This window comes from Methylobacterium sp. CM6247, from assembly GCF_054817925.1.
This window is the reverse complement of record NZ_JBTXKX010000003.1, coordinates 5,121,581-5,147,888: the sequence shown is the minus strand read 5'-3', so window position 1 is coordinate 5,147,888 and position 26,308 is coordinate 5,121,581. Positions and strand designations below refer to the sequence as shown.

Annotated in this window: 25 protein-coding genes; 10 read left to right on the top strand and 15 right to left on the bottom strand. The window is 66.5% G+C overall.

Going from position 1 to position 26,308, the window contains the following annotated elements:
- Positions 1 to 51: 51 nt before the first annotated feature.
- Positions 52 to 2,778: a DNA translocase FtsK gene (locus ACYQOP_RS25445; protein ID WP_461224875.1), complete on the top strand. Its 2,727-nt coding sequence runs from the start codon at positions 52 to 54 to the stop codon at positions 2,776 to 2,778.
- A gap of 9 nt (positions 2,779 to 2,787) precedes the next feature.
- On the opposite strand, the gene ACYQOP_RS25440 is transcribed toward ACYQOP_RS25445, so the two are convergent.
- The 6 genes from ACYQOP_RS25440 to ACYQOP_RS25415 form a co-directional block, all read right to left on the bottom strand.
- Positions 2,788 to 3,111: a YnfA family protein gene (locus ACYQOP_RS25440; protein WP_207412440.1), complete on the bottom strand. Its 324-nt coding sequence runs from the start codon at positions 3,109 to 3,111 to the stop codon at positions 2,788 to 2,790.
- 49 nt (positions 3,112 to 3,160) lie between these two features.
- Complete coding sequence (locus ACYQOP_RS25435; RefSeq protein ID WP_461224873.1) at positions 3,161 to 4,663, bottom strand: TIGR01777 family oxidoreductase; 1,503 nt, start codon at positions 4,661 to 4,663, stop codon at positions 3,161 to 3,163.
- 25 nt (positions 4,664 to 4,688) lie between these two features.
- Complete coding sequence (locus tag ACYQOP_RS25430) at positions 4,689 to 5,387, bottom strand: DUF4166 domain-containing protein (protein ID WP_461225482.1); 699 nt, start codon at positions 5,385 to 5,387, stop codon at positions 4,689 to 4,691.
- A gap of 23 nt (positions 5,388 to 5,410) precedes the next feature.
- A complete protein-coding gene (locus ACYQOP_RS25425) occupies positions 5,411 to 5,971 on the bottom strand; it encodes a GbsR/MarR family transcriptional regulator (protein WP_056429788.1) in 561 nt (186 codons plus the stop codon).
- 69 nt (positions 5,972 to 6,040) lie between these two features.
- On the bottom strand, positions 6,041 to 7,078 hold the full coding sequence (locus ACYQOP_RS25420) for an aldose epimerase family protein (RefSeq protein WP_461224871.1): 1,038 nt from the start codon (positions 7,076 to 7,078) through the stop codon (positions 6,041 to 6,043).
- 56 nt (positions 7,079 to 7,134) lie between these two features.
- Positions 7,135 to 8,913, bottom strand: coding sequence for an ABC transporter ATP-binding protein (locus ACYQOP_RS25415; RefSeq protein WP_461225480.1), 1,779 nt, complete (start codon positions 8,911 to 8,913; stop codon positions 7,135 to 7,137).
- Positions 8,914 to 9,110: 197 nt separating this feature from the next.
- Between ACYQOP_RS25415 and ACYQOP_RS25410 the strand changes: the two genes are divergently transcribed.
- Complete coding sequence (locus ACYQOP_RS25410; RefSeq protein ID WP_461224869.1) at positions 9,111 to 10,028, top strand: metal ABC transporter solute-binding protein, Zn/Mn family; 918 nt, start codon at positions 9,111 to 9,113, stop codon at positions 10,026 to 10,028.
- A 30-nt stretch (positions 10,029 to 10,058) separates the two neighbouring features.
- Here the strand turns inward: ACYQOP_RS25410 and ACYQOP_RS25405 are convergent, their stop codons facing one another.
- The 3 genes from ACYQOP_RS25405 to pgsA are packed head-to-tail and all read right to left on the bottom strand — an operon-like array spanning position 10,059 to position 11,406.
- Complete coding sequence (locus ACYQOP_RS25405) at positions 10,059 to 10,487, bottom strand: GNAT family acetyltransferase (RefSeq protein ID WP_056429793.1); 429 nt, start codon at positions 10,485 to 10,487, stop codon at positions 10,059 to 10,061.
- Between the two features lie 36 nt (positions 10,488 to 10,523).
- Positions 10,524 to 10,775, bottom strand: a complete 252-nt coding sequence (moaD, locus tag ACYQOP_RS25400) for a molybdopterin converting factor subunit 1 (RefSeq protein WP_056430470.1) — start codon at positions 10,773 to 10,775, stop codon at positions 10,524 to 10,526.
- A 31-nt stretch (positions 10,776 to 10,806) separates the two neighbouring features.
- A complete protein-coding gene (gene pgsA / locus ACYQOP_RS25395) occupies positions 10,807 to 11,406 on the bottom strand; it encodes a CDP-diacylglycerol--glycerol-3-phosphate 3-phosphatidyltransferase (protein ID WP_461224867.1) in 600 nt (199 codons plus the stop codon).
- A gap of 163 nt (positions 11,407 to 11,569) precedes the next feature.
- Between pgsA and ACYQOP_RS25390 the strand changes: the two genes are divergently transcribed.
- Positions 11,570 to 11,854, top strand: a complete 285-nt coding sequence (locus ACYQOP_RS25390; RefSeq protein WP_461224865.1) for a ribbon-helix-helix domain-containing protein — start codon at positions 11,570 to 11,572, stop codon at positions 11,852 to 11,854.
- A gap of 45 nt (positions 11,855 to 11,899) precedes the next feature.
- Complete coding sequence (locus ACYQOP_RS25385) at positions 11,900 to 12,184, top strand: type II toxin-antitoxin system RelE/ParE family toxin (protein ID WP_461225478.1); 285 nt, start codon at positions 11,900 to 11,902, stop codon at positions 12,182 to 12,184.
- Positions 12,185 to 12,202: 18 nt separating this feature from the next.
- On the opposite strand, the gene uvrC is transcribed toward ACYQOP_RS25385, so the two are convergent.
- Positions 12,203 to 14,257: an excinuclease ABC subunit UvrC gene (gene uvrC, locus ACYQOP_RS25380; RefSeq protein ID WP_461224863.1), complete on the bottom strand. Its 2,055-nt coding sequence runs from the start codon at positions 14,255 to 14,257 to the stop codon at positions 12,203 to 12,205.
- Between the two features lie 81 nt (positions 14,258 to 14,338).
- The gene (locus tag ACYQOP_RS25375) at positions 14,339 to 15,070 is read right to left on the bottom strand and encodes a chemotaxis protein (protein ID WP_461224861.1); all 732 of its coding nucleotides are present in this window, start codon (positions 15,068 to 15,070) and stop codon (positions 14,339 to 14,341) included.
- 333 nt (positions 15,071 to 15,403) lie between these two features.
- Here ACYQOP_RS25375 and ACYQOP_RS25370 point away from each other — a divergent pair, with 333 nt between their 5' ends.
- Complete coding sequence (locus ACYQOP_RS25370; RefSeq protein ID WP_461225476.1) at positions 15,404 to 16,183, top strand: L,D-transpeptidase; 780 nt, start codon at positions 15,404 to 15,406, stop codon at positions 16,181 to 16,183.
- A gap of 100 nt (positions 16,184 to 16,283) precedes the next feature.
- Here the strand turns inward: ACYQOP_RS25370 and ACYQOP_RS25365 are convergent, their stop codons facing one another.
- From ACYQOP_RS25365 to pgeF, 3 genes are all read right to left on the bottom strand, one after another.
- Complete coding sequence (locus ACYQOP_RS25365) at positions 16,284 to 17,009, bottom strand: DUF2076 domain-containing protein (RefSeq protein ID WP_056429810.1); 726 nt, start codon at positions 17,007 to 17,009, stop codon at positions 16,284 to 16,286.
- Between the two features lie 268 nt (positions 17,010 to 17,277).
- Positions 17,278 to 18,099 (bottom strand): outer membrane protein, encoded by an 822-nt coding sequence (locus ACYQOP_RS25360; RefSeq protein WP_056429813.1) that lies wholly within the window; start codon positions 18,097 to 18,099, stop codon positions 17,278 to 17,280.
- Between the two features lie 268 nt (positions 18,100 to 18,367).
- Positions 18,368 to 19,138, bottom strand: coding sequence for a peptidoglycan editing factor PgeF (pgeF, locus tag ACYQOP_RS25355; protein WP_419951549.1), 771 nt, complete (start codon positions 19,136 to 19,138; stop codon positions 18,368 to 18,370).
- A gap of 295 nt (positions 19,139 to 19,433) precedes the next feature.
- Between pgeF and ACYQOP_RS25350 the strand changes: the two genes are divergently transcribed.
- The 5 genes from ACYQOP_RS25350 to ACYQOP_RS25330 all read left to right on the top strand — a co-directional run bounded on the left by ACYQOP_RS25350 (position 19,434) and on the right by ACYQOP_RS25330 (position 24,943).
- A complete protein-coding gene (locus ACYQOP_RS25350) occupies positions 19,434 to 20,033 on the top strand; it encodes a hypothetical protein (RefSeq protein ID WP_244478089.1) in 600 nt (199 codons plus the stop codon).
- A gap of 500 nt (positions 20,034 to 20,533) precedes the next feature.
- Positions 20,534 to 21,643 carry a Rieske 2Fe-2S domain-containing protein gene (locus ACYQOP_RS25345; RefSeq protein WP_461224858.1) on the top strand — a complete coding sequence of 370 codons (1,110 nt, stop codon included), beginning with the start codon at positions 20,534 to 20,536 and terminating at the stop codon, positions 21,641 to 21,643.
- 67 nt (positions 21,644 to 21,710) lie between these two features.
- Positions 21,711 to 21,911 (top strand): hypothetical protein, encoded by a 201-nt coding sequence (locus ACYQOP_RS25340; protein ID WP_428406025.1) that lies wholly within the window; start codon positions 21,711 to 21,713, stop codon positions 21,909 to 21,911.
- Between the two features lie 44 nt (positions 21,912 to 21,955).
- Complete coding sequence (locus ACYQOP_RS25335) at positions 21,956 to 23,023, top strand: MBL fold metallo-hydrolase (protein ID WP_461224856.1); 1,068 nt, start codon at positions 21,956 to 21,958, stop codon at positions 23,021 to 23,023.
- 441 nt (positions 23,024 to 23,464) lie between these two features.
- Positions 23,465 to 24,943, top strand: coding sequence for a methyl-accepting chemotaxis protein (locus tag ACYQOP_RS25330; RefSeq protein ID WP_461224854.1), 1,479 nt, complete (start codon positions 23,465 to 23,467; stop codon positions 24,941 to 24,943).
- 19 nt (positions 24,944 to 24,962) lie between these two features.
- Here the strand turns inward: ACYQOP_RS25330 and hslU are convergent, their stop codons facing one another.
- Positions 24,963 to 26,276 carry an ATP-dependent protease ATPase subunit HslU gene (gene hslU, locus ACYQOP_RS25325; protein WP_207413585.1) on the bottom strand — a complete coding sequence of 438 codons (1,314 nt, stop codon included), beginning with the start codon at positions 26,274 to 26,276 and terminating at the stop codon, positions 24,963 to 24,965.
- Between the last annotated feature and the right edge of the window lie 32 nt (positions 26,277 to 26,308).

The following is a 26,308-nucleotide window of genomic DNA, read 5'->3' as shown; positions in this document are numbered from 1 at the left end:
ACTCGGTCGCCATAGCGTTACCGGATCGTTTCTCCCTGCGTCTGGTCCCGTATGCGCTCGCTCCGCCGTTCCGCATCGCCTTACGACACCTTCGTCGACAGCTTTCGGCCATTTTTGGCCAAGCGGATGACGGAGATGGGCGGTCTCATCCTCTTTGCCGGTGCGACCGCGCTCACGGTCGCTCTGGCGACCTGGTCCATCGACGATCCGAGCATCAATCACGCCACCGATCATGCCGCGCACAACGTGCTCGGCACCGGCGGTGCGGTGGTGTCGGACCTCGCGATGCAGCTCCTCGGTCTGGGCTCTCTCGCTTTCGCCCTGCCGCCCGCCTTCTGGGGCGTGCAGCTGATGCGATCGCGCGAATTGCCCCGAGGCGGGCTGCGGCTCACCCTCTGGATCATCGGATTCTTTGCCGCGAGCGCGGTGGCGAGCGCTCTGCCGCCCACCGCCCGCTGGCCTCTTCCCACCGGTCTCGGCGGGGTGGCGGGCGATGCCCTGATCCATACCGCGCGACTCATCGTCGGCGCCATCGCGTCGCCAGCGGCTGCCCTCGTGGGCTTCGCCTTCGCGGCCGTAGCGATCCTCTGCCTCACGGGTGCCTGCCGCGCCGGAGCGGAGCCGGAGGAGGAGCCCTACGATCAGCCCCTTCCGTCCGCGTCCAACCAGCGTCCGCCATCCTCGGCACGGCATGACGGCCGCTATGAGGAGGACGAGCCGAGCCTCGGCATCGTCTCCCTCGGCACCCTGGCGCATCTCCTCATGGGCGGCCGGACCGCCCTCGCCAGGCGCATCGCCGAATGGCGTGCCGAAAGGGCGGCGGCGGCCACGGACCTCGCCTATGCGGGCGCCTCGCCGGCTCTGGCCGCGCGCCGCGCGTTCTCGGATGGAGACGACGCGCCCTGGTCAACCCATGCGCCGCAGGAGATGGGAAACCCGGCGAGAGGCGATGCCGCCTCGGCGCGTCGCGAACCGGTCTTCGAGCCGCAGCCCGTGGCGGAGCCCCGGCCGGTGACGCGCCGGCCCCTCCCGGAGCCGATCCTGCACGACGACGAGCCGGATGATGGCGGCGAGGAGTACTATGCGAACGAGGAGCCGGCAGCGTCTGTGCCGGCCCCGCGCTCCCGCGTCGCCCCGGTGGCACCGTCTCCCGCTCCGGCGCCGATCCGGCGCGCGCCCGTCGCGCAAAATTATGGCGCGGAGAGCTACGCCCATCCGGCCCTCGAATTGCTCGCCGAAGCGCCGAGCCTGTCCCTCGCCAGCCAGGTCTCGACCGAGGCCCTGGAGCAGAATGCGACCCTGCTCGAGGCGACGCTCAGCGATTTCGGCGTGCGCGGCGACATCCTCGCCGTCCGCCCCGGCCCTGTCGTTACCCTCTACGAACTGGAGCCGGCGCCGGGCACCAAGTCGAGCCGCGTGATCTCGCTCTCGGACGACATCGCCCGCTCCATGTCGGCGGTCTCGGCTCGCGTCGCGGTCGTTCCCGGCCGCAACGCCATCGGCATCGAATTGCCCAATGCCAGGCGCGAAACCGTGTATCTGCGCGAGCTACTCGCTTCGGCGGATTTCGTCGAGACGAAGCAGAGCCTAGCTTTGTGCCTCGGCAAGAATATCGGCGGCGAGCCCATCATCGCCGATCTCGCCAAGATGCCCCACCTGCTGGTGGCCGGCACCACCGGCTCGGGCAAGTCGGTGGCCATCAACACGATGATCCTGTCGCTCCTCTACCGGATGAAGCCGGAAGAGTGCCGCCTGATCATGGTCGATCCCAAGATGCTGGAACTCTCCGTCTATGACGGCATCCCGCACCTGCTCTCCCCCGTCGTCACCGACCCGAAGAAGGCGGTCATCGCCCTCAAATGGGCCGTGCGCGAGATGGAAGAGCGCTACAAGAAGATGTCGAAGGTCGGTGTGCGCAACATCGACGGGTTCAACGCGCGCCTCGCCGAGGCCCGCGGGCGCGGCGAGGTCCTGACCCGCACGGTCCAGACCGGGTTCGACCGCGAAACCGGCGAGGCGGTCTACGAGACCGAGGAGATGGATCTCAATCCGCTCCCCTACATCGTGATCGTGGTCGACGAGATGGCCGACCTGATGATGGTGGCCGGCAAGGACATCGAAGGCGCGATCCAGCGTCTGGCGCAGATGGCGCGTGCCGCCGGCATCCACCTCATCATGGCGACGCAACGCCCCTCGGTGGACGTCATCACCGGCACGATCAAGGCGAACTTCCCGACCCGGATCTCCTTCCAGGTCACGTCCAAGATCGACAGCCGCACGATCCTCGGCGAGATGGGCGCCGAGCAGCTGCTGGGCCAGGGCGACATGCTGTTCATGGCCGGTGGTGGCCGCACCACCCGTGTCCACGGCCCGTTCTGCTCGGATTCGGAAGTCGAGAGCGTGGTCGCCCACCTCAAGCGCCAGGGCCGGCCGTCCTATCTCGAAGCCGTCACTGCGGACGATGGCGAGGACGACGACAAGGGCTCGAAGGGCGGCGGAAAATCGGCCAAGGGCTCGATCGACGAGATCGAGGTCGATGGCGCGGTCTTCGACCAGGGCAGCTTCGGCGAGAGCGGCGGCGACCTCTACGCCCAGGCGGTGCAGGTGGTGATGCGGGACAAGAAAGCCTCCACCAGCTACATCCAGCGCCGCCTGCAGATCGGCTACAACCGCGCCGCCTCGCTCATGGAGCGGATGGAGGTCGAGGGGATCGTCGGTTCGGCCAACCACGCGGGCAAACGAGAGATCCTGGTCGAGCCCGATCCGCACGAGATGTGATGCGCGCCGTCAGGCGCGCGGCGCGAACAGGATGATCCCGGTGCCGACGAGGCAGATCGCGGCACCGGTCATATCCCACCGGTCCGGCCTCTGGCTCTCGGCGAGCCACAGCCACAGGATGGAGGCGGCGATGTAGACGCCGCCATAGGCGGCATAGGCCCGGCCCGCCGCGTCGCTCTCCACCCTAGTGAGCAGCACGGCGAAGAGGACGAGGGACGCCACGCCCGGCAGGGCCCACCAGGCCGACCGGCCGAGTCGCAGCCAGGCCCAGAAGGCGAAGCACCCGGCGATCTCGGCCAAAGCGGCGCCGGTATAGACGAGGGCGGTGATCAGGGGTTCGCTCCATCACGAAGGGGGACCGTGCGCCGCGTTCCCATGCCGGTCATTCTCTCAGCGGGATGACGGCCCGCGAGGGCCGGGCCTCCGCCTCCCGCCCGACATTCCGGCCCAGAATGGATCCGAGTGCCGAATCCAGCCGGGCATGCCGGAAGGCGAACCCGCTGGCGAGCGCTTTCTCGGGCAGCACCCTCTGCCCGCCCAGGAGCATCTCCTCGGCGAAGTCGCCGCCCAGCCAGCGCAGGAGCCGCGCCGGAAGCGGGAAGATTGCCGGGCGGTGGAGCTGCCGCGCCAGGGATGCGGCGAAATCGGCATTGCGGACCGGCTCCGGCGCGGTGGCGTTCACCGGTCCCGCCAAGGTCGGCGTCGCGACGGCGTGGCAGATCAGGCGGACGAGGTCGTCGCGGGAAATCCACGACATCCATTGCCGCCCGGAGCCGATCCGTCCCCCGAGGCCGAACTCGAACGGCATGAGAAGTCGCGCGAGGAGGCCGCCCTCGATTCCAAGCACCAGCCCGGTGCGCAGGAGGACGACCCGTGGGCCGATGGCCGCGATTGCCATCGCCTCCCGCTCCCAGGCCGCGCACACCCTTTGGGTGAAGGCTGGAGCCGCCGGGCTCGATTCGGTGAGGTTCTCATCGCCGCGCAGGCCGTACCATCCGACGGCCGAGCCGCTGACGACGACGGAAGGTGCCCTGTCGAGGCGGGCCACCAGTTTGGCGAGCCCGCGAGTCGTCCTCAGGCGCGACGCGAGGATCGCGCGGCGCTTGGCGGGCGTCCACGGCCCGTCGGCGATCGGTTCGCCCGCGAGATTCACGATGGCATCGAGCCGCGCGCCGTCCGGCAGTTGGTCGAGGGAGGTGACGATCCGCAACGGCGCGGGCAGTGCCGCGGCTTTCGCCCCGTCACGGGTCAGGACCGTCACCTCGTGGCCGGCCGCCACGAGGCTCGCCACGAGGCGCTGGCCGACGAAGCCGGTGGCGCCCGTCACCAGGATCGTCCGCGCCGGAGCGAGCACGTCCGCGAGCCCGGCCGGCGCGGGCAGGCCCAGGCGCTCGGACCGCCCGGCGGCGAACCAGTCGCGCAGGCCGAAGATCGCGACGGAGAGCGAGGCGGCGAGGGCGAGAGCGCTCCAGGCTCCGTGGCTCACCCAGGCGATGCCCGTGGCCTCTCCGGCCCAGCCGAGCAGAACCGGCAGAATGAGGACGAGGATCGCACCGTAATTCAGCGCCAGGAGGGTGTGGTTCACCCGTTCGGTGGCCGGCAGGCGCCGACTCAGATCCTCCTCGACGAAGTCCATCAGCGTGATGACGACCTCGACGATGAGCACGCCCATGATGGCCCAGGCGAGCAGTCCCTTGGGTTCGGCGAAACCGAGGGTGAGGAAGAGCAGGGCATAGAGCCCGTTGCGCACGGCATGGAGACGCAACTCGCCGCGCTGGGACGGGCGCCAGGCGAGGCGCTCGGTCAGTTCGTGGTGGTAGAGCGTGTCGAAGGCCCCCATGGCGATCTGCACGGCGATCAGCGACCACAGCACTATCGAAGTCATGATGTCGGGTCTCCCCCGTGATGGATCAGGCGTCGATGACGTCGCGGAACTCCGCCTCCTGGCGGATCAGCGTGCCGAACCAGGGATGACGAACGATGAGGATGAAGGCGAAGCGGTCCGTCCCGGTCTCGCCGTGGGTCACCGTGAGGGTGCCCGGCGTCAGGAAACCGGGAAGCGGCAGACGCCATCTGCCCAGCTGGAGGAAGTAGCGGCGGCTCGAAAAGACCAGCCTGCCTTCGACGACGGAGACATCGAGGCTCATGCCGAGACCGCCGCCCACATGCTCTTCGAGGCCGGTGGGCCCGGCGAAGCGCTTGGCCGAATTGACGGTCTGGGGAAATCCGTCCGGCCGCGCGTAGAGCCGCGTCCAAACCTGCCCGCCCCCCGACCGGTCCTCCGTCACGGAGACGACGCTGGCGAGGCCCTTGGCCCGTGAGGTGGGGAGCGGGCCGCCGATGAGGCGGGCAGCTTGTGCCACGACCCAGCCGAGGCGGCTCATCCGCGTCTCGACCACGGTGCCCACATAGACGGCGCTGGTGCCGTGTTGGAGACGCTTGGTGAAGCGCCGGCGGATCGCAGGCGACAGAGTGGTCCAGTCCTCGTCCGCGATCAGGCTGCGGAAGCGCAGGTCGCGGAGGTCGGCCTCGTGCGCACGGGCCATCACCGGACTATCGCCGAGGGGAGGCGCCGTCCGGCCCATGGAAGGCCCCCTCATCGCCGTCATGGTCATGATCGCGGCTCCCCGGCTCAGCCTTCGGGCTTGGAGGGCAGGAAGCGCACGATCCGGCTGCCGAGGCGGATCAGCTTGGCGAGGGTCGCGTGCGGAACGCCGAGCATCTGGCTGTGCCAGCGATCCATGGTCTCGGTGAATTCGAGCATCGCCTTGAGGCGGCGGGAGGCGACGGCTCCGATGGTCGGATCGCCCTCGGCCTGCGCCACGCAGGTACGCAGGGCCGCGATCGCCGGATCGATCTCGCGCTCCTTGCGGCCGGCGGCGATGCGCGTGACCATCTCCCACAGGTCGGTCTCGGCGACGAAGTGATCGCGACGCTCGCCCAGCACGGGGACGCGCCGGATCAGGTTCCAGCCCGACAGCTCCTTGAGCGACGTCGAGACGTTGGAGCGCGCGATGCCGAGGGTCGCCGCGATCTCCTCCGCTGCCAGGGGCCTGTCCGACAGGTAGAGCAGGGCGTGAATCTGGGCGACGGAACGGTTGACGCCCCATTGCCCGCCGAGATCGCCCCAGTGGAGGATGAAGCGCTCCACCGCCACGGGGAGCTTTTCTGGGATGTCTGTAATTTCTGTCATGACAGAAATTACAGACACAAAAGAACCCAAGTCAAGCGACCGCCGCTTAGGGCGATGACGGGCGGTGCGTCAGCCCGCGCTGAAACGATAGGTCGTCGTCGCGGTGAAGACCTCGCCAAGGCGGAGCGTCGTGGAGGGAAACTCCGCCCGGTTCGGCGCGTCGGGAAACCCCTGCGCCTCGAAACAGACCGCATCGCCGGCTCGGTACAGCCGCCCGCCGGACCCGATCACCGTGCCGTCGAGCATGTTGGCGGTGTAGAGTTGCAGGCCCGGCTGGGTGGTGGCGACGTCGAGCCGTCTCCCGCTCGCAGGATCGACGGCGGACGTCACATGCCGGAGGGAGCCGGGTTCGCGCAGCACGAAGGTGTGGTCGTAGCCGTGGGCCAGAGCGAGTTGCAAATCCCCGTCGCGGATGCGTGAGCCCAAGGCTTCGGGCTCGCGGAAATCGAAGGCGGTGCCCGCCACGGGTCTGATCTCGCCCGTGGGGATCTGGTCGGCATCGGTGGGGAGGTAATGGTCCGCCGCGATGGCGACCCGATGTTGCATCACGTCGCCGGAGCCCTCGCCGGAGAGATTGAAATAGCTGTGGTTGGTCAGGTTGAGGATGGTCGGCCGGTCGGTCCAGGCCGTGTAGTCGATCCGCAGGGTCTGGTCGTCGCTGAGGGAGTAAGCGACTTCCACATCGAGATTGCCGGGAAAGCCCTCTTCACCGTCGATTGAGCGATAGCCGAGTACCACGGTCGTCTCGTCCGCCCGGATCACCCGCCAGACGCGACGGTCGAACCCATTCGTCCCGCCGTGCATGGTGTTGCCACCGACATTGAGCGGCAATTGGTATTCGTGTCCGTCGAGGCTGAAGCGTCCCTTGGCGATGCGGTTGGCGTAGCGTCCGATGATGGCGCCGAAATGCGCGTCGCTGGCCTCGTAGCCCGCGACGTCACGCGCACCGAGGACGACATTGGTCCAGGCTCCCTCGCGGTCGGGCGTATCGATCCGGCTGACCACGCCGCCATAATCGAGGATGTCGACCCGCAGGCGAGATCGGGCGAGCCTGTATCGAGTGACGGGGCTCCCATCCTTCGTCCGTCCGAAGGGCTGTCCTGCCATGCCGGCATCCGTTTCACGCGCGAGGATTCGTAACGCTTCAACGCACGGAATGCGGATCAGGGGGCGGCGGGCTCTTCCGCATCTCCGGACAATTGCATGCGATGCAGACGGGCATAGCCACCCTGCGAGGCCATCAGGGCGTCATGCGTCCCCGTCTCGATGATGCGGCCGGCCTCCATCACCACGATCATGTCGGCATCGCGCACGGTGGAGAGGCGGTGCGCGATGACGAGGGTGGTCCGCCCCTGCATCAGGCGCAGCAGCGCGCCCTGGACCAGCCGCTCGGATTCGGAATCGAGGGCACTCGTCGCCTCATCCAGAAGCAGGATCGGCGCGTCCTTGAGGAAGGCGCGGGCCAGGGAGATGCGCTGGCGTTCGCCGCCGGACAGGCGCCCGCCGGAGGGGCCGACGCGGAACTCGTAACCCTCCGTCAGCCGGGTGATGAATCCATGCGCTGCGGCGGCCTCCGCAGCGGCCTCGATCTCGGCGCGGGTCGCACCGGGGCGGCCGAACCCGACATTGGCCGCGATGGTATCGTCGAACAGCACCACGTCCTGGGAGACCACTGCCACGGCCGCGCGCAGGGATGGGATCGTCACGTCGCGCAGATCCGCGCCATCGATGAGAACGCGGCCCCCCGTCACGTCGTAGAGACGCGGAACGAGATTAAGCAGCGACGACTTGCCGGAGCCGGAACGGCCGACCAGGGCGACGGTGGCGCCGGCGGGAACGGTGAGGTCGATGCCCTCCAGCGCCGGCGCATCCTCGCGATACCGGAAGCGGACATCCTCGAAGCGGATCTCGCCGCCGGTGATGACCAGCGGCACGGCATCGGGCTTTTCACGAATGCGCGGTGCTTCGTCCATCAGGGCGAAGTAGCGATGGAGCGCCGCCCCGGCTTCCTGAAGGATGGCGTTGAGGGTGCCCAAGGCGCGGGCTGGCTGCGCGGCCAGGAGCAAGGCCGCCACGTAGCCGGTGAAATCGCCCACCGTGCGGTCACCGGACATGACGCGCTGGCCCACCAGGACCAGCACCGCCGCCACGGCGAAGCCCCCGCCAATCTCCATCAACGGGTCGAGGCGTCCCCGGGCATTGGCCGCCTTGATCTTCAAGCGGCGGACGGTATCGAACGCGCCGGAGGCACGGCCCTTCAGGTAGGATTCCAGCGCGTAGGTCTTGGCGATGCGCGCGCCCTGCAGGCTCTCGGTGATGAGGCTGGCGGTGAGGCCCATCTGCTCCTGCGTGGTGGTGGAGACCCGCCTGAGCTTCTTGCCGATGCGGCCGATCGGGCCGGCGACGAAGGGCACGACCACGCCGGCCACGAGGGTGAGCACCGGGTCCATCCAGAGCAACGCGACGACGAGGGCGATCAGCATGGCGAGATCGCGCAGTAGCACAGTGGAGATGCGGGTCAGCGCCTCCTTGATGAAGGCGAAATCCGTGGTGAAGCGCTGGGTGAAGGCCGCCGGGCTCTCGCGGCCGATCTGGGCGAGGTCGGAATCGATGAGGTGGCCGTAGAGCGCCGCCTGCATGTCGGCCTCGACACGGGTGACGACCCGATTGGTCAGCACGGTCTGCCCGAACAGTGCGAAGCCCCGGATCGAGGTGATGGCGATGACGATGAGCGGTCCGTAGGTGAGGGCCGACGGGTCCTTGTGGTCGAACGCATCGAACGCCCCCTTGATCAGGGCGGGATACAAACCCGTCGCCGCTCCGATGATGGCGATGAGCACCAGCACCACGGCGAGGGTGCCCCGATGCGGACGCAGCCATTCGCGCCAGACCCGGCCGAGGAGGGGGAGGGTCTCACCCCTCAGAAACGGCCGACGGGCCATGCTCATCCATTGTCTGTCGCACGGGGGCTCCCGGCTCTCGGTCGGGGGTTTGCCGGTCGGAGACCGGAAGATCAAGCAAGGCCATCGGGCTTGGCAATGTGATAGTGTTACATTACACGGCGCGACGGATCATCTGGTCTGCCCGGTTCCGGGAGCCGATGCGAAGGACGACGGGTATGCGATCGAGACGTCACGCCATGAAGACGGGCCTTTCGGCGTGGGTCGGTATCGCCCTCGCTCTCACGGCCTTCGGCGGAAATGCGGACGCCGCCGAGCCGCTGAAGGCGGTGGCGACCTTCTCGATCCTCGGCGATCTGGTGAAGCAGGTGGGCGGCGACCGCGTCGAGGTCTCGACCCTCGTCGGCCCCGACGCCGACGCACATGGCTACAACCCGGCCCCCGGGGATGCGCGCAAACTCACGGCCGCCAATCTGGTCGTGGTCAACGGCCTCGGCCTGGAAGGCTGGCTCGACAGGCTGATCAAGGCCTCCGGGACGAAGGCGCCCGTCATCGTCGCGACCAAGGGCGTGAAGCCCATCGAGGGTGACGACGACCATGGCGGAGGGCATGCGGGACACGCCCATCACGACGATCCCCATGCCTGGCAGAGCATCGCCAATGTGCGGATCTACATCGGCAACATCAGCGACGGGCTCTCGACCATCGATCCCGAACACGCCGCCGACTACGCAGCCAACGCGAAGGCCTATCTGACGACCCTGGCGGGTTTGGAGGCCGACATCCGCGCGGCCATCGCGGCGATTCCCCCCGAACATCGCAAGATCATCACCACGCACGATGCGTTCGGCTATTTCACCGCCGCCTACGGCCTCGACTTCATCGCCCCGCAGGGCGTCTCCACCGACAGCGAGGCGAGCCCGAAGGATGTGGCCCGCATCATCCGGCAGATCCGGCGCGACAAGATCCCGGCCGTCTTCCTCGAGAACGTGGCCGATCCCCGCCTGATGCAGCAGATTTCGCGGGAGAGCGGAGCCATTGTGGGCGGCAAGGTCTATTCCGACGCCCTGTCCGGTCCCGATGGCCCGGCGGCCACCTACGTGGCCATGATGCGCAGCAATATCGCCGCCTTCAGCGCGGCTCTCGGCAAGAAGTGAGAGCCCGGCGGGGTTTTGGGCCGGAGCCACTCACCCCGCCGTCTCGCCGATGACTTTCTGCAGACAGATCGTCCGGGTGTCCCGGTAGCCGAGATGTTCGTAGAAGTGGCGGATCGCTTCATTCTCTTCGCGCACGAGGAGCTGGACCTTCCAGACGCCACGCGCGGACAGCCACCGCTCGGCTGCTTCCATGATCGCCCTACCCAGGCCGAGGTCGCGATACCGCGGGTCGACGGCGACGTAATAGAGCCATCCCCGGTGACCGTCCTCGCCCACCATGGCGGTGGCGGCGACGGCCCCCTCGCGCTCGACGACCAGGATGGTCGAGTGCGGATCGCGGCGGGCGAAGGCGATGTCCTTGCCCGCATCGTTCCACGGCCGAGAGATTCCGGCCGCGAGCCATAGGGCCGCGACGCCATCGAAATCGGCGTCCTGGAATTCACGGATCACGGGCGTCATCGGGTGAGGGTCTCCTCGCAGACGATCCGAGGCGGCTCAGCCGCCCGTCATCGGCGGGAAGAACGCGATCTCGGTGGCCCCGGCGATGGGCGCATCCGGCTTGGCATGGACGCGGTCGATGGCCGCCCGCACGATGCCGGCATTCTCGAACGCGTAGGCATATTCTTCGCCCCTGCCACTCAACCAGGCCACGAGATCGGCGACCGTCTCGGTCCCGGCGGGCGGGGTCACGACCTCTTCGGCCTTGCCGATGCGTTCTCGCACCCAGGCGAAATAGACGAGCTTCATGGTCTGCCCTTCCGGCTGCGGCATCGGCGGGTCAGCGCGGATCGTCCATCACGTGCCGGATGCCGGCTCTCATATAATCGTAGCCCGTGTAGAGCGTCAGGGCCGCGGCGATCCAGAGCAGGGCCTCTCCGGCGATGACGGTATGGGGGAGGATCGTCTCCCCCGCCTTTCCGGCCACGAGGAAGCCGATCGCCACGAGTTGAAGGCTGGTCTTCCATTTGGCGACGCGGCTGACCGGTACGCTGACCTTCAACTCCGCCAGATATTCGCGCAGGCCCGAGACGAGGATCTCTCGGCACAGGATGACGATGGCCGCCCACAGGCTCCAGTCATGGATCGTCTTGTCGGCCACCAGCATCAGCAGACAGGCGGCGACGAGGAGCTTGTCGGCGATCGGATCGAGCATGCGCCCGAGGGCCGAGCTCTGATCGTAGGTCCGTGCGACGTAGCCGTCGAGATAATCGGTGATGGCGGCCGCGATGAAGACGCCGAGAGCCGCGAACCGCGCCGCATGCTCGTCCGGCCAGTACAGCAGCGCCACGACGACGGGGACGGCGACGAGCCGCCCGTAGGTCAGGCAATTCGCCAGCGTCCAGGCCGGTGACCGGCGTCGGAGAGGAAGGACAGTCATCGACGCGGTGAAACCATGGGCGGGGGGGAGGGGTCAACCACGATGATGCAAACGGACAAGCTGCTTCGATAGCACCTAGGCCGTCGCGCTGGGCCCATCGCAACCGAATGTGGCGAGCCGGATTTTGTGCTACCAATGCGCTGAGGGAAGAGAGTGCTCACGCATGTCGTCCGCAGACACGATCAGCATCCCCATGACGCCCGATCTCCAACAGGCGGTACGTGAAAGCATCAAGGCAGGTGAGTATTCATCGACCAACGAGGTCATGCGTGATGCGCTGCGACTGTGGCAGCGGCAACGGCTCGAAGAAGCGGAGCGCTTGACCGAGATACGGGCTCGTGTTCGCCGCTCACTTGGTGACGCCCGGCAGGATCTGACGGCGATGGAAGCGGACGTTCACCTCGCACGCCTGTTCGCCGGCGAGGGCGCCAAGACCTCGGGTGCGTAGACTCCCGGTCTCCTTCCGGCCGGATGCGTTGGACGACCTGGCGACATTTTTCGCTTCGTTCGCGAAGCGAGTGGAAGCGTCTCGGTCGCCGCGTCGTTCGTACGACGCATCAAGTTCCGATGTGATCGGATCGGAGATGCGCCTCGTGCCGGTCGACCACGCGACGACCTCGTATCCGGCCTTCGCACGGTACCATTCGAGCGTTCCGCCGTGATCGCTTATCTGGTCGAGGACGACAGGGTCCGGATCACCAACATCTTCTATGGCGGGAAGGATTACGAGGCTCTGTATCGCCGGTCAGACGACGACCCCGGCACCGAACCCACCTGACGCAGGCGTTTTTGAGCCTCAGCCTCCGGCATGGAAGAAATCATACACCGCACGTGCCGTGGCTGCGTTGACGCCGGGCGTGGTCGCCAGATCCTCCAGGGAGGCGCGCTGGATCGCCTTCACCGTCCCGAAATGGTGGAGGAGGGCGCGCTTGCGGGTCGGACCGATGCCGGCGATCTCGTCGAGGGGGTTCTTGATCATCTCGCGCTTGCGCTTGGCCCTATGAGTGCCGATGGCGAAGCGATGGGCCTCGTCCCGCAGGCGCTGGACGAAGTAGAGGGTCGGATCGCGCGGCGGCAGCTTGAACGGGGCCTTTCCGGGCACGAAGAAGGTCTCGCGTCCGGCATCGCGATCGCGACCCTTGGCGATGCCCACGAGGGCGACATCGGTGACTCCGAGTTCCTCCAGCGCCGTGCGGGCGGCTTCGAGCTGGCCCTTGCCACCGTCGATGAGGACGAGATCCGGCCAGGCCGGCATGGTCTCGCCGTCCGATTCGGGAACCGGCTCGGCCGCACCGCCTTCGCTCGCTGAGATCGCCGCCTCGTTGGCGGTACGCGGGTTTTCCTTCACGAGACGCTTGAAGCGGCGCTGGAGCACCTCCTTCATCATCCCGAAATCGTCGCCCGGCGTCAGCTCCTCCGACTTGATGTTGAAGGTGCGGTAATGCGTCTTCGCAAAGCCCGACGGGCCGGCGACGATCATGCCCCCGACCGCGTTCGTGCCCATGATGTGCGAGTTGTCATAGACCTCAATGCGGCGGGGTGGGGCGGGCAATCCGAACGATTGCCCGAGCGCCACCAGTAGTTTGCCCTGCGAGGCGGTGTCCGCGAGCCTGCGCGCCAGGGCCTCCTTGGCGTTGCGCTGGGCATATTCCACCAGGGCCTTGCGCTCGCCGCGCTGGGGCTGGTGAACCTCAACCCTGTTCTCGGCGCGGCTCGACAGGGCGGCCGCCATCAGCTCCGCATCCTCGATCGCATGGGAGACGAGGACGATCCGGGGGGCCGGCTTGTCGTCGTAGAACTGGCTGATGAAGGAGGCGAGCACCTCGTCCGGCGTCATGCTGCGATCGGCCTTCGGGAAATAGGCGCGGTTGCCCCAGTTCTGGAAGTTCCGGAAGAAGAACACCTCGATGCAGAACTGGCCGGCCTGTTCGTCGAGGGCGAACACATCCGCCTCCTCGATGCCCTGGGTGTTTACGCCCTGGGTCCCCTGGATCGCCGAGAGCGCGCTGATCCTGTCCCGGAAGCGGGCGGCCCGCTCGAATTCGAGCTTCTCGGAGGCGTCCTGCATCTCCTCGCGCATACGGTCCTTCACCGCGTTGGACTTGCCCGCGAGGAAGCTCTTCGCATTCTCGGCGAGCGCCTGATATTCCGGCAGGCCGATCTCCCCTGTGCAGGGGCCCGAGCAGCGCTTGATCTGGTAGAGCAGGCAGGGCCGCGTGCGGTTCTCGTAATAGCTGTCGGTGCAGGTGCGCAGCAGGAAGGCGCGCTGGAGCGCGTTGACCGTACGGTTCACCGCCCAGACGGTGGCGAACGGGCCGTAATAGCTGCCCTTGCGCCGCCGCGCGCCGCGATGCTTGACGATCTGCGGCGCCTCGGAATCGGCCGTGACCAGGATGTAGGGAAACGATTTGTCGTCCCGCATCAGCACGTTGAAGCGGGGCTTCAACTGCTTGATGAGGTTGGCCTCGAGCAGCAGCGCCTCGGTCTCGGTGGCCGTGGTGACGAACTCCATCGCCGCCGTCTGCGAGATCATCCGGGCGATGCGATTGGAATGGGCTTGGCCCCTCGCATAGGAGCCGACTCGGGCCTTCAGGTTCTTCGCCTTGCCGACGTAGAGGACATCGCCCTTCTCGTCGAACATGCGATAGACGCCCGGTCCCGACGGCAGCGTCGTCCAGAACCGGCGGATGATCTCCGTGCCGGCTTTGACAGCGCCTTCCTCGAAATCGAAATCGATCTCCGGTCCGTCGTCGATACGTTCCGGGGTCTCGTCCGCGTCCTCACGCTCGTCGAACGAATCCGGCGGCAGGTCTCGTTGGGAAGACAGGTCTTTCGCGGGCTGGCGGCTCATGCCCGAGACTTAAGCGCCGGGGATTCGAGAGGGAAGGGGCTCCCGGTCTCGCCGACCCGGGAAGGTCGGCGCATGCGCGTCTTAATCGAACAGCGCGTCGATATCGCCCTGGTCCACATGGCCCGGATCGCTGTCGAGCTTGGGTCCGTTGAGGAGGGAGCTCTCGTCGTCGATGCTGGGGCCCTGGGGCACGACGCCGAGGATCTCGCTGAACGAGTTGAGGCCGCCCCAGGCCTCGATCATGCGGTCGAGATGTTCCTCGATGAACTTGAGCACACCCACGATCTTGTTGATGCGCTGGCCGGTCAGGTCCTGGAAGTTGCAGGCCTCGTAGGCGACGATCACCCGCTCGAGGATCATGTCGATGTTTTCGCCGCCGGCGGCCTGCCGCATGGCCCGCAGCGCACCGGCATTCGTCTCGATCTCTTCCAGGGCACCGAGGATCGTGCTCGTGGCCAGCTCGGTGGATTCCACCACCGCGTCGAGTTCTCCCGCGACACGCTTCATTCCCTTCCCGGTATTCTCCGAGTGGTAGAGCGTCGCGATCTCCTTCTTCGTCCGGGTGATCGCATCTTTCATCACGTCGAGTTCGGAGCGCATCGCGAAGGCCTCGTTGAGCTCCTTCCGGCAGGCTTCGATGGTCTCGACCGTGCTCGTCTGGGTGACACGGCGAAGCTCCTGGATCGCCGAGAGGATCTCATCGAGCTTCACGTCGTCGGAGCCGGAACGCTCCTTGGCGTGCGTGACCTCCACGACGGGTCGCACGCTTGCCAAACCGAGGCTGTCTTCGATGCGGTAGCGCTTCATGTTCATCGGGGATGATCAGCCGGCAGGAGTAACTGGGTCAGCGACAGGGCAGCATGGACCGGGCGCCGTCATCCTGGTGAACGACGCGAATCCCGATCCGAGAAGCCTTCGAGCCACCATGCGACAAAGTCGTTGCCATTTCTTCAACACAGAGAACGGCCGATGCACTTTTACAAACAATTCATGCTGTTCTTTGAAGCTAGCAGTAGAGCAGCGGTGACCTGAACGATTCACCACGTTTTTTCACCCGATTCTCGTCCCGTCCGGCCAGCTTGAGCGCGAGGTTCGTGTTGGTCCGGAGTATCGCGCGTGTTGAAGCGTCTCGAATTGTGCGTCGCTATGGCCTGCCTGTCCGCCACGGTGGTGGGAGGGGCCGCACAAGCCCAGGTTCCCTCCGGCCAATACGGCGGGGGCTTCATCGAATTCCTGGTGACGGGTCATGGAACGCCGCCCCGCGCCCGGCGTCCCGGCCTCGCGGATGACGGCGTGCTTCCACGACATCCGGCGGCCCAGGGTTACGGTGGCGAGCCGATGCCGCGCGTGCTCCATTCGGGCGATCGCATTCCCGATCTCTACCAGACCCCCGTTCGCACGCGGCTCGCTGCCTTGCCGTCACAAGCTCTGCCGGCTCAAGCCGATCCCGAAAGACAAATCGCGGGAATCGAGCGCGCGCCCGACGCGCGCTTTGCCCGCCAGGTCGTCTCGTTCGATGGCCGGCAGAAGCCCGGCTCCATCGTCATCGATACCCAGACGAAGTTTCTCTATCTCGTCCAGCCAGGCGGTCAGGCCATCCGATACGGTATCGGCGTCGGTCGGCCGGGTTTTGCCTGGTCGGGAATGAAGACGATCAGCCAGAAGCGCGAATGGCCGGATTGGACGCCCCCGGCGGAGATGCTTCAGCGTCGCCCCGACCTGCCGCGCCACATGGCCGGCGGCCCGGCCAACCCTCTGGGTGCGCGGGCGCTCTATCTCGGCTCGTCCCTCTATCGCATCCACGGCACCAACGAGCCGCACACGATCGGGCAATCCGTCTCGTCGGGCTGCATCCGGATGATGAACGAGGATGTCATCGACCTGTATGAACGGACCCCCGTGGGAACGCGGGTCGAAGTCCTCTAACGGCCTCCGGGCCGCTCATGAGAAAGGCCCGGCGCGTCTCCACGCACCGGGCCTTTCTTGTCATGGGGCCATCACGCGCAGTGACGGCTGTGGCTGTCGCTCACACCCAGTCGTCGTCACCGCCGCCACCCAGGTCGCCGCCGAAATCCCCGCCCGGATCGCTGTCGAACGACGCGTCCTGGAAGTCGTTGCCGCCGCCGAGGGCCGAGCCGAGATCTTCGTTACCGGCCGCCGCGCCCGCAGAGGGAAGTCCTGCCGCCGCCGCGCTGCCGAGAGCCGAATGACCGCCCGCGAAGGCGTTGGACAAGGCGCTGCCGAGCAGCATGCCGCCGGCCGCGCCGGCCGCCATCGGAAGGGCCGTCGCCATGAAGCCGCCGCCGCGAGCGGGTGCCGCCTGCTGGCCGGCCCATGGGCCACCCTGCTGCGGTCCGCCATAACCCGGCTGCTGGCCGTAACCGGGCTGCTGCCCATAGCCCGGCTGCTGACCATATCCCTGCTGAGGTCCGCCCTGGCCGCCCCACGGTTGACCGGACGGGCGCTGGGGCTCCGGCTGGCGAGACCCGCCGCCGAAGATGCTCGACAGGAAGCCGCCGCCGCCGCCCTGCGGCTGCTGTGCCGCCTGACGCGCCTGCTCGAGCTGCTCGTTCAAGCTCTTGATCGCCTCTTCCTGGACATAGATCAGCTGCGCCATCGCGTACGGCGCGTAGGGCTGAGCGCGGAGCTTGTCCGCGATGAAGCGCTCGGCATCGGCGTCGCGGGGCTGGCTCGCGGCCTGCTCCAGACGCTGGAAAATGCCGCCGATGACCTCGCGTTCTTCGCTATTCATGGGGTCGTCCTCCTGAGAGAAGCCTGCGGGCCATGCCGCCCCGGCGCCTCCGAGATGGGGTGGCGCCACTGGCTTTGTCAGGGGTCAACGCGAACTTCGCCGTTGCGGATGCACGGGAGCTCCGGTTCGGAGCATGAAATTTCGGAAAGGTGACGGTGCCGGAGTTACGCGTCTTCGCCACGCAACAAAAAGAGCCCGGCCTTTCGGCCGGGCTCCTTCTGAGAGACCTCGTGCTCCGCCATGAGGCGGAGCGTTGGTTCTGTAAGGCCTAGTACGAGCCGAACTTGTAGTTCAGGCCGGCGCGGACCACGGCGAACTCGGCTTCGCGAGCCGAAGGGCTGAGCGAAAGCACGTTCGTGGTGGGGTTGTAGACGGAGCGGTTGCCGCGGCCGTCCTGCTCGAGGTTCACGTACAGGCCTTCGACCTTCAGCGTCACAGCGGACGACTTGAAGAAGTTGAAGAAGGAGTCCGTGGGGAGAGCGTACTCGATACCACCACCAGCGGTGTAGCCGGTGCGGAAATCGTCGGAGCCGGTGCCGCCGTCGCCGTAGGCGAAGCCGCCGGTGCCGTACACGAGGGTGCGGTCGAAGGCGTAACCGATGCGGCCGCGGACGGTGCCGAAGAAGTTCATCTCGTTGCCGGGGAGGCGAACGGCGGTGGTGCCGTTGAGGCCGCCGACGACCGGGCTGAACGTGCCGTTCACGGTGCGGGTCTTGTTGCCGAAATCGGTGTACTGGGCGTCAGCTTCGATACCGACGACCACGCCCGAACCCGGGGTGAACTGGTAGTTGTAGCCGACCTGACCACCGCCGACGAAGCCTTCGAGGTCGTTGCTGCTGTTCGCGTTGAACACCCGGTTGACCGGGCCGCCGTTCAGGACGGAGCCGGCCGGCAGGTTGTAACGGTCGCTGTTGCTGCCAGCGTCGAAGCCGTAACCGGCGTTGATACCGAAGTAGGCGCCCGTCCAGGTGAAGACCGGCACGGGAACGAAGACCGGCGGAGCGGCGCGGCGCGGCAGATCGGCAGCGAAAGCGGAGCCGGCGATGACGATGCCGGCAAGGGCGGTGGTGCCGCGAAGGAAGGATTTCATGGACTGGTCCTCTACTCGTTAGCGCGGCCGCTTTTTTCGGAGCGGTCCTGCGCAGTTCCCCGTCTATATCTCAGCATCCCTCAGGAAGCTGTTGCATCGCAACCACGCCGCGTGTGTTGAACACGGCCCCTTTGTGGCGGCGACCACCTCGCTGGAGGTCGTGCACTCCGAAAACTCCGATGAACGGCCAAGGTTCATCTACGGCCACGCTTTTTTGCCTCCATTTCATGACAAGATGTCGCACCGAGGGAACGTATGACGGCGGCCGCTATGCAGCGAGGCTGATCGCGGAGATCAGGCGGCCGTAATCCGCCTCGCCCCGGTGGGTCGTACGGCGATAGCTATAGAAGCGCTCCGCGTCCGCGTAGGTGCAGAGGCCCAGGACCGATGCCTTCTCGATACCGGCCTCACCCAGGCGACGGGCGATGAAGCCCGGCAGATCGAACTGGGCATGCCCCTCGCGCGCGCCTTCCGAGAAGTGGACATCGGAACCCGGAACCTCCGCGGAAAAGCGGCTGCGGAAATCGTCCCCGACTTCATAGGCGGATTGAGAGATCGTCGGGCCGAGCACGGCGACGATGTCGCTCCGCTCCGATCCGAGGCGCACCATGGCATCGACGGTGGCGGCGATCACGCCGGTCAGCGCCCCTTTCCATCCCGCATGGGCGGCGCCGACGACACGACCGACCGGATCGGCGAAGAGGATCGGGCCGCAATCGGCCGTGGCGATGCCGAGGGCCAAGTTCGGCACCCGCGTCACCATGGCGTCGGCGCGGGGACGTTCGGCGAGGGCCATCGGGCCTTCGATCACGGCGACCTCGGCCGAATGGACCTGATACAGGCTGACGAGGTGGCTCGCCGGGACCCCGAGATGCTCGGCCATGCGGCGGCGGTTCTCGACGACGAGGGACGGCTCGTCATGGGAGCCGAGGCCGCCATTGAGGCTGGCATAGAATCCGTCCGAGACGCCGCCAAGACGGGTGAAGAAGGCGTGCCTGATCCCGGGCTGGCCCGCGAGGCTGGGGGCTTCGATATGCATGCGCCGTGTCCGTCCTTCGGAGAATGTCGGCCACCCTATAACACCGGCTCACGCCGGAGAGGGGAGTCGCTTGGCGGTACTGGCGGATTGCGCCCGGTCAGGGCCAGTCGCCGGGGGCCCGATGACGCAGGTTCCATCCCGGGCGATCCACGCCGTGCAAAGACGACCCGAGGACGTCCGCCTCAATGTGAAAGCCTCGGATTTTCCGCGTTTCGGGACAGCTAATTTTCCTTAACTTTTACGGTTCGTTAAGCATGGTTTGATCCAATGCTCCTCACACATGAGGACGCGAGCGATGTCGGAACCAGCCCGTCACAACCAGGCACAGGAAGTAAATGGGCGTCCGGCACCCGGACCCCTGCGGGATTGGCTGGCGGCCATGAAGGCCGCTACCACCGCACAGGAACAGGCGGCGGTCGCGTCGCAGCATGCCGAGCCGCACAGGCCGGCGGCTGACAAGGTCGCGCTGTTCGAGAGGCCGGCCGCGGTCGAGAAGCCTGAGCCGCAGGCTCAGTCCTGGTCGCCCCGGGTCGTCCCGCCGCCCGCTCAAGCCGAACCGGCAGAGGACGACCTCTCGGAACTCATGGCCGAGAATCTCATGCTCAAGGCCAAGCTCCAGGTCGAGGGCGACCGGTACGACCAGCTCCAAGGCGTTCTCGCCCAGGAACTACGCCGCCTGCGCTCCCATGTGGAGAAGGAGATGGCCGAACTTCATGAGTTGCGCGCCGAGCGCGACCGTCTCAGCGAATTGCAAGCCCTTTTGATCGAGGAACTCGACGAGGCGCGCATGCGCTCCGAGAGAGAGGCCGCTGAACTCGCCGAGGCCTGCTCCGACCGCGATCTCTGGATGGCCCGTGCGGAGGCGCTGGCGCAGCCTCTCTTCCAGAAGCGCTGAACGATCCAACCGCCAACACCCAAACGACGAAGGGCCGCCCCATGAGGGCGGCCCTTCCATTGCCGAACCACTTATCCGTTCGGCCGAACCCGATGAGGGGTCCTCTAACGCGCTAGGCGTGCGCGCCGGAGGCGACGTTCCAGGTCCGGTTAGCCGAGGTAAGCGGCTGATTTAGGCAATGAGACACTGGATCACCTCCTTTCGTTCGTTGCGAGAACCCCAAGCTAATCACGGATCCGCGGCTTGAAAAGCCCCGATGCGGTGGGCGCGGCGCCTCGCCGCTGGGGGGCACCGAAGACGCGCGAAAAAGGGCGCGGCGCGGAGCCGAGCATGCGGGTGTCCGAACGCGGCCGGTCCTTCCCGCTCATGGTCACCGCCGCTTATGGTCACCGCCGCCACCGAAGCGTAAGACGGGGCGCTCTTCGCCACGCATCGGCCGATATCCGAACGGATCGGGCGTCGCCGGAGGCGAGACCGATACAGGACAATCGCAGCCCGTCATGCTCTCATCCCTGCCGACCCAGGCAAAGGCCGATACGGCGACGCATTCGGCGACCGACGACGCGGCCCTCGACCCGGACGCCATGCGCCAGCCGCTGCCCGACGCCTTCTACTGCGTCGGTCGCTCCGACACGCTGAAAGTCGGCACCTTGCGGGCGGTCGAACTCAACGGCGAGCAGATCGTGCTCGGCCGCGACAAGGCTGGAACTGCCTTCGCCATGCGCGACCGCTGCCCGCACCGGGGCATGGCCCTGTCGAAGGGACGTTTCGACGGCGAAGCTGTGACCTGCCCGTTCCATGGCTGGCGCTTCGGCATGGATGGACGCTGCCGCGACGTACCGACCCTCTCCTCCGCCGATGCGGCGGATTTCACGCGGATCACGGTCCAGCGCTTCCCCATTCGCGAGAGCGCCGGCTTCGTCTGGGTGAATCCCTTCCTGGGTGCGCCGGGCGGTGACCTGCCGCCCCTACCGGAGCTCGGCTTCGAGGCGGCGGGCTCCCTCGTGGTCGAACTCGTGGTCGAGGCCTCGTTCGACCTCACCACATTGAGCCTCGTCGACCCCGGCCACGTGGCCTTCGTCCACGATTCCTGGTGGTTCCGGCCGTCGAAGGAATTACGGGAGAAGGTGAAGACGTTCACGCCGACGCCGCACGGCTTCACCATGTCGAGCCATTCCACGACGACGAGCTCGCCGGTCTACAAGTTGCTGGGCGGTGTACCGGAGGTCGAAATCGAGTTCCGCCTGCCGGGCGTGCGGCTGGAGCGGATCGAGGCCGGAGCCAAGCGGGTGGCCAACTACACCTTCGCGACACCGCTCACGCACAATCGCACCCTGCTGACGAACGCCCTCTATTGGAACATGCCGCTCCTCAACCTGCTGAAGCCGCTTGCGCGGCCGCTCATGCGGCAGTTCCTGACGCAGGACCAGCAGGTGCTCCAGCACGCCCAGGCCGGCCTCGACCGGAAGCCGACCATGGTGCTGTTCGGCCAGAGCGATCTCCCGTCGCAATGGTACTTCCGTCTCAAGCGGGAAGCCCTTCAGGCGGCGCGCGAGACGCGGCCCTTCCGCAACCCGCTGGTTCAGCAGGAATTGCGCTGGCGGTCCTGAAACTTTTCCGTCAGTCGCGCCGTAGCTGCTCCTTTCAGGCCGATGCCTTCTGGAAGGGACGGAACCGTTGCCGCATTACGTCGTTCGCCGCAGCCGCATGGGACGATTCAATTTCACGCTCATCGGCGCGCATGGGCGGATCACCGGCGTGGTCGCCATTCCCACCGAGAACAAGACCCGCGAGGAGGTCGAGGTCGAGGCTCATCGCAAGATCCGCGCGCTCGCTGGTGAACTGGTCGCCGTGATGCCGAAGGAGTGCGAAGCCTGACGCACGCGTCTTGATTGCCCGGCGGCCACCGCCATCTCGGAACGATGAAACGGCAAAGCCTTCTCGCGACCCTGTCCGCGGTCACCGTCATGACGCTAGGCGGCGTCGGCTACGCGGCGCACCGGCGCAGCAAGGGCCGAAACCCCTATTACAACGGCCCCGTCACCGATAATTTCGACGGGCTTCAATTCCACGGCGTCGATCAGCCGCCCGACAAGGTGCTGGGCGACATCCTGCGCTGGAAGCGGGAGCGGGCCGGGATCGCCTGGCCGACGTCGTTTCCGAGCCCCTTCAGCGATACGCCGCCCGAGCGCGTCGACGGGTTGCGCGTCTCGTTCATCGGCCATGCGAGCTACCTGTTCCAGGTCGCGCGCCGCAACATCCTCGTCGATCCGGTTTTCGCCCCCCGCGCCAGCCCGTTTTCCCTGGCAGGTCCGAAGCGAGTCAATCCTCCGGGCATCGCCTTCGACGCTCTTCCGCCCATCGACGTCGTGCTCATCACCCACAACCATTACGACCATCTCGACGGGCCGACCGTGGCGCGGCTCTGGCAAAGCTATCAGCCCCTGATCGTCGCGCCGCTGGGCAATGACAGCATCCTTCGGTCCTACGACGATACGATGCATGTGGAGACGCGTGACTGGGGTCAGTCCATCGATCTCGGCGGCGACCTGACCGTGCATATGACACCGGCCAACCACTGGTCGGCGCGAGGGCTGAACGACAAGCGCATGGCGCTGTGGTGCTCCTACGTCCTGACCAGCCCGTCCGGTGTCGTCTATCATTCCGGCGATACCGGTCTCGCCGATGGCGCGATCTTCCGCGATGCCCGCGAGCGCTTCGGTCCTCCTCGCCTCGCGACCCTGCCGATCGGGGCTTACGAGCCACGGTGGTTCATGAAAGCCCAGCACATGAACCCGGCCGACGCCGTCGTCGCGGCCGGATTGCTCGGGGCGGACCAGGTACTCGGGCACCATTGGGGCACGTTCCGCCTCACCGATGAGGGCATCGAACAGCCGGCGGAGGCTTTGGCGGTGGCATGCGCGGCGGGCGGAATTCCGCCGGAGCGGTTCGTTGCCCTGCGTCCGGGACAAGTCTGGGAAACCCGGTGAGACGGATAGCGGTTCGGCGCCCGGCAGTTCCATAGGGGCGACTATCAACAGCACAATTCATCTCCTTATCTGCCGCGGATCGAGTAGAAATCAGAAATATAATTGTAGATAAAAAATTAGACTGCTTTGTCAAATCAACGGGCACTATTAATAGGCCGATAAATATATCGTGCTTCACTACATGCCTCGACCATATTTCTGTGCTTGGATTGTGGCATGATGTTGTATCTTCGATCATTGACCGGGAGAGTCATCCTCCTCACGGCGGCAATGATTATTCTGGTATCCGTGACTCTTCTCATGGCAACGAACTGGGAGATCGATCACCAGCTCAAGGAGAAGCAGGCTGCCGATGGGAACCGTCATCTGCGAACGCTGAGTTTGGTCTATCGAGATGCGGTCCCCGGAGCAGAGATCGGATTCGACGGGGATCGGGTAACCTTGGCCAGATCGCCGGACCTCGGCGCATTAAGCGATCAATCCATCGTCGACCGCACCGTCGCCTATGTCGGGGGAACCGCTACGGTCTTCGCCTACGATTCGGCGGGCGACCGTTTCGTGCGGCGCGTCACGACGGTGAAGAAGGAGAATGGCGAGCGGGCAGTGGGCACCGACCTCGCCGTCGACCACCCCGCTCAGGCACTGATCCGCAGCGGAAAACCCTATCTCGGGCCCGCGACCCTGTTCGGCCGCCGGTACCACACCGTTTATCAACCGACGCAAGATGCGAAGGGTCGGGTCAACGGCATCCTGTTCGTAGGCGTGTCCCTCGAAGCCTACGACGTGGTCCAGGCCCAGACCATCTCGACGGTGCGCTGGACGATTTTGTCCGTGGCGCTCCTGGCCTGTCTCGTCCTGGGCTTTGCCGCGTTCCGCATGTTTCGACCCATTCGCGTGGTCGCGGAGCGGACCTCCCGTCTCGTTTCAGGGGATCTCGAGGGTGCGATCCCCTATCGCGACGCACGAGACGAAGTCGGTGCCGTGGCCCGTGCCCTCGAGGCTTTGCGGCAAACCAGCCTGAAGGCCCGCGAACTGGAAGCCGAGCGGATGGCGAGTGCCAAGGACATTCAGGACCGCCGTGCGTTCATCGAGGCCGAGATCGCCCGTTTCCGAGCGCAAGTCGCAGAATCCGTCCGGTTGGTCGGCGCGCAGACGGGCGAGCTTCGGACCCGCGCCGCCGCCATGTCGGACGCGTCTTCGGATGCCACCCGTGCGGTGGAAGGCGCCTCGGCAGGCTCGCGCGAGGCTTCCGCCAACGTGCAGACCGTCGCAAGCGCCGCGGAAGAACTCTCCGCTTCGATCGTGGAGATCGGCGCCCGCCTCGATGTCGCCAAGGCCGAGATCGACGCAGCCTTTAGCGAAGCGTCCGCCACCAACCAGCAGATGGGGCAGCTCGCCGATACCGCGCAACGCATCGGCACCGTCGTGGGTCTCATCCGGGCCATCGCGGAACAGACCAACCTCCTCGCCCTGAACGCCACGATCGAGGCCGCGCGGGCCGGCGAATCCGGCCGTGGTTTCGCGGTCGTGGCGGCGGAGGTGAAAGCCCTGGCGAGCCAGACCGCGAAGGCGACGGACGAGATCGCCAGTCAGGTCGCATCCGTCCAGACTTCGACGGATCAGGCCGCCCATGCCATCGGTCGCGTGACGGATCGGATGGGTGCGATCAGCGCGATGACCACCGAGCTCGCGACAGCCGTCGCCGCACAAGGTGCGGCGACGGGCGAGATCTCACGCAATGCCGGGAACACCGCCGCCACCTCAGTGGAGATCGCACGCGATCTCGGCACCGTCACGGGGGCAGCCCGCAGCACAGCCACGATGGCCGAAAGTGTCCAGGGCAGCGCCGCCCAGGTGGAAAACGTCGCGGCCGAACTCGAAGCCGAGATCGGACGCTTCCTCACGGCCGTCGCGGCCTGAATCCTCGCCGGGACGAGGACTACAGGATGAACCGGCTGAGATCGGCGTTCGCGGCGAGGCTTTCGACACGCTCGCGAACATAGGCGGCGTCGATCGCCACGGTCTCCCCCGACCGGTCGGTGGCAGTGAAGGAGATGTCGTCGATCACCCGCTCCAGCACGGTCTGGAGCCGGCGCGCGCCGATATTCTCCACCGAATTATTCACCTCCACGGCGACCCGTGCGAGGGCGTCCACGGCATCGTCCGTGAAATCCAGGGTCACGCCTTCCGTGGCCATCAGCGCCACGGTCTGCTTCAGCAGGCTCGCCTCCGTGGTGGTGAGGATCTGCTTGAAATCCTCCACCGTGAGAGGCTGCAGCTCGACGCGGATCGGCAGGCGCCCCTGTAGCTCGGGCAGAAGATCGGACGGCTTGGAGACGTGGAAAGCGCCGCTGGCGATGAACAGCACGTGGTCGGTCTTCACCGGACCGTGCTTCGTCGCCACCGTGGTTCCCTCGATCAGCGGCAGCAAGTCGCGCTGTACGCCTTCCCGCGAGACATCCGCCGACGAACGACCTTCCTTCGCGCAGATTTTGTCGATCTCGTCGAGGAACACGATGCCGTTGTTCTCGACCTCGCGGATCGCTTCCTGAGTCAGCGATTCCGAATCGACCAGTTTGTCGGATTCCTCGGCGAGCAGGGGCGCGTAAGCCTCGCGCACGGTCATGCGCCTCGGCTTGCCCTTCTGGCCACCGAGCGCCTTGCCGAGCATGTCGCCGATATTGACCGCCCCCATGGAGGCTCCGGGCATTCCGGGAATCTCGAACATCGGCAGACCGGTGGGCGATCCGCCCGACAATTCGATCTCGACCTCCTTGTCGTCGAGCTCGCTGTTCCGCAGCTTCTTACGGAAGCTCTCGCGGGTGGCCTGGCCCGATGTCGGTCCGACCAGGGCATCGAGGATGCGCGATTCCGCCGCCGCCTCGGCCTTCGCCTTGACAGAACGGCGCTTCTCCTCGCGCTTGAGGCCGATACCGACCTCCACGAGGTCGCGCACGATCTGCTCGACGTCGCGGCCGACATAGCCAACCTCGGTGAATTTCGTTGCCTCGATCTTGAGGAACGGCGCTCCGGCGAGCTTGGCCAGCCGACGGGCGATCTCGGTCTTGCCGCAGCCAGTGGGGCCGATCATCAGGATGTTCTTCGGCGCGACTTCCTCGCGCAATGGCCCCACGAGCTGCTGACGGCGCCAGCGGTTCCGCAAGGCAATGGCGACCGCACGCTTGGCGTCATGCTGGCCGACGATGAACCGGTCGAGTTCCGAGACGATTTCGCGGGGGGAGAAAGTTGTCATCACGCTCCGGTCGAATGCGGCAGTTGAGCTGC

Coding starts and splice junctions, on each gene's coding strand:
- ACYQOP_RS25445 (WP_461224875.1), top strand. CDS start 52: ATGCGCTCGCTCCGCCGTTCCGCATCGCCTTACGACACCTTCGTCGAC.
- ACYQOP_RS25435 (WP_461224873.1), bottom strand. CDS start 4,663: ATGACTTCGATAGTGCTGTGGTCGCTGATCGCCGTGCAGATCGCCATG.
- ACYQOP_RS25430 (WP_461225482.1), bottom strand. CDS start 5,387: ATGACGGCGATGAGGGGGCCTTCCATGGGCCGGACGGCGCCTCCCCTC.
- ACYQOP_RS25425 (WP_056429788.1), bottom strand. CDS start 5,971: ATGACAGAAATTACAGACATCCCAGAAAAGCTCCCCGTGGCGGTGGAG.
- ACYQOP_RS25420 (WP_461224871.1), bottom strand. CDS start 7,078: ATGGCAGGACAGCCCTTCGGACGGACGAAGGATGGGAGCCCCGTCACT.
- ACYQOP_RS25415 (WP_461225480.1), bottom strand. CDS start 8,913: ATGGCCCGTCGGCCGTTTCTGAGGGGTGAGACCCTCCCCCTCCTCGGC.
- ACYQOP_RS25410 (WP_461224869.1), top strand. CDS start 9,111: ATGAAGACGGGCCTTTCGGCGTGGGTCGGTATCGCCCTCGCTCTCACG.
- ACYQOP_RS25405 (WP_056429793.1), bottom strand. CDS start 10,487: ATGACGCCCGTGATCCGTGAATTCCAGGACGCCGATTTCGATGGCGTC.
- moaD (WP_056430470.1), bottom strand. CDS start 10,775: ATGAAGCTCGTCTATTTCGCCTGGGTGCGAGAACGCATCGGCAAGGCC.
- pgsA (WP_461224867.1), bottom strand. CDS start 11,406: ATGACTGTCCTTCCTCTCCGACGCCGGTCACCGGCCTGGACGCTGGCG.
- ACYQOP_RS25390 (WP_461224865.1), top strand. CDS start 11,570: ATGTCGTCCGCAGACACGATCAGCATCCCCATGACGCCCGATCTCCAA.
- uvrC (WP_461224863.1), bottom strand. CDS start 14,257: ATGAGCCGCCAGCCCGCGAAAGACCTGTCTTCCCAACGAGACCTGCCG.
- ACYQOP_RS25375 (WP_461224861.1), bottom strand. CDS start 15,070: ATGAACATGAAGCGCTACCGCATCGAAGACAGCCTCGGTTTGGCAAGC.
- ACYQOP_RS25370 (WP_461225476.1), top strand. CDS start 15,404: ATGGCCTGCCTGTCCGCCACGGTGGTGGGAGGGGCCGCACAAGCCCAG.
- ACYQOP_RS25365 (WP_056429810.1), bottom strand. CDS start 17,009: ATGAATAGCGAAGAACGCGAGGTCATCGGCGGCATTTTCCAGCGTCTG.
- ACYQOP_RS25360 (WP_056429813.1), bottom strand. CDS start 18,099: ATGAAATCCTTCCTTCGCGGCACCACCGCCCTTGCCGGCATCGTCATC.
- pgeF (WP_419951549.1), bottom strand. CDS start 19,138: ATGCATATCGAAGCCCCCAGCCTCGCGGGCCAGCCCGGGATCAGGCAC.
- ACYQOP_RS25350 (WP_244478089.1), top strand. CDS start 19,434: ATGTCGGAACCAGCCCGTCACAACCAGGCACAGGAAGTAAATGGGCGT.
- ACYQOP_RS25345 (WP_461224858.1), top strand. CDS start 20,534: ATGCTCTCATCCCTGCCGACCCAGGCAAAGGCCGATACGGCGACGCAT.
- ACYQOP_RS25335 (WP_461224856.1), top strand. CDS start 21,956: ATGAAACGGCAAAGCCTTCTCGCGACCCTGTCCGCGGTCACCGTCATG.
- hslU (WP_207413585.1), bottom strand. CDS start 26,276: ATGACAACTTTCTCCCCCCGCGAAATCGTCTCGGAACTCGACCGGTTC.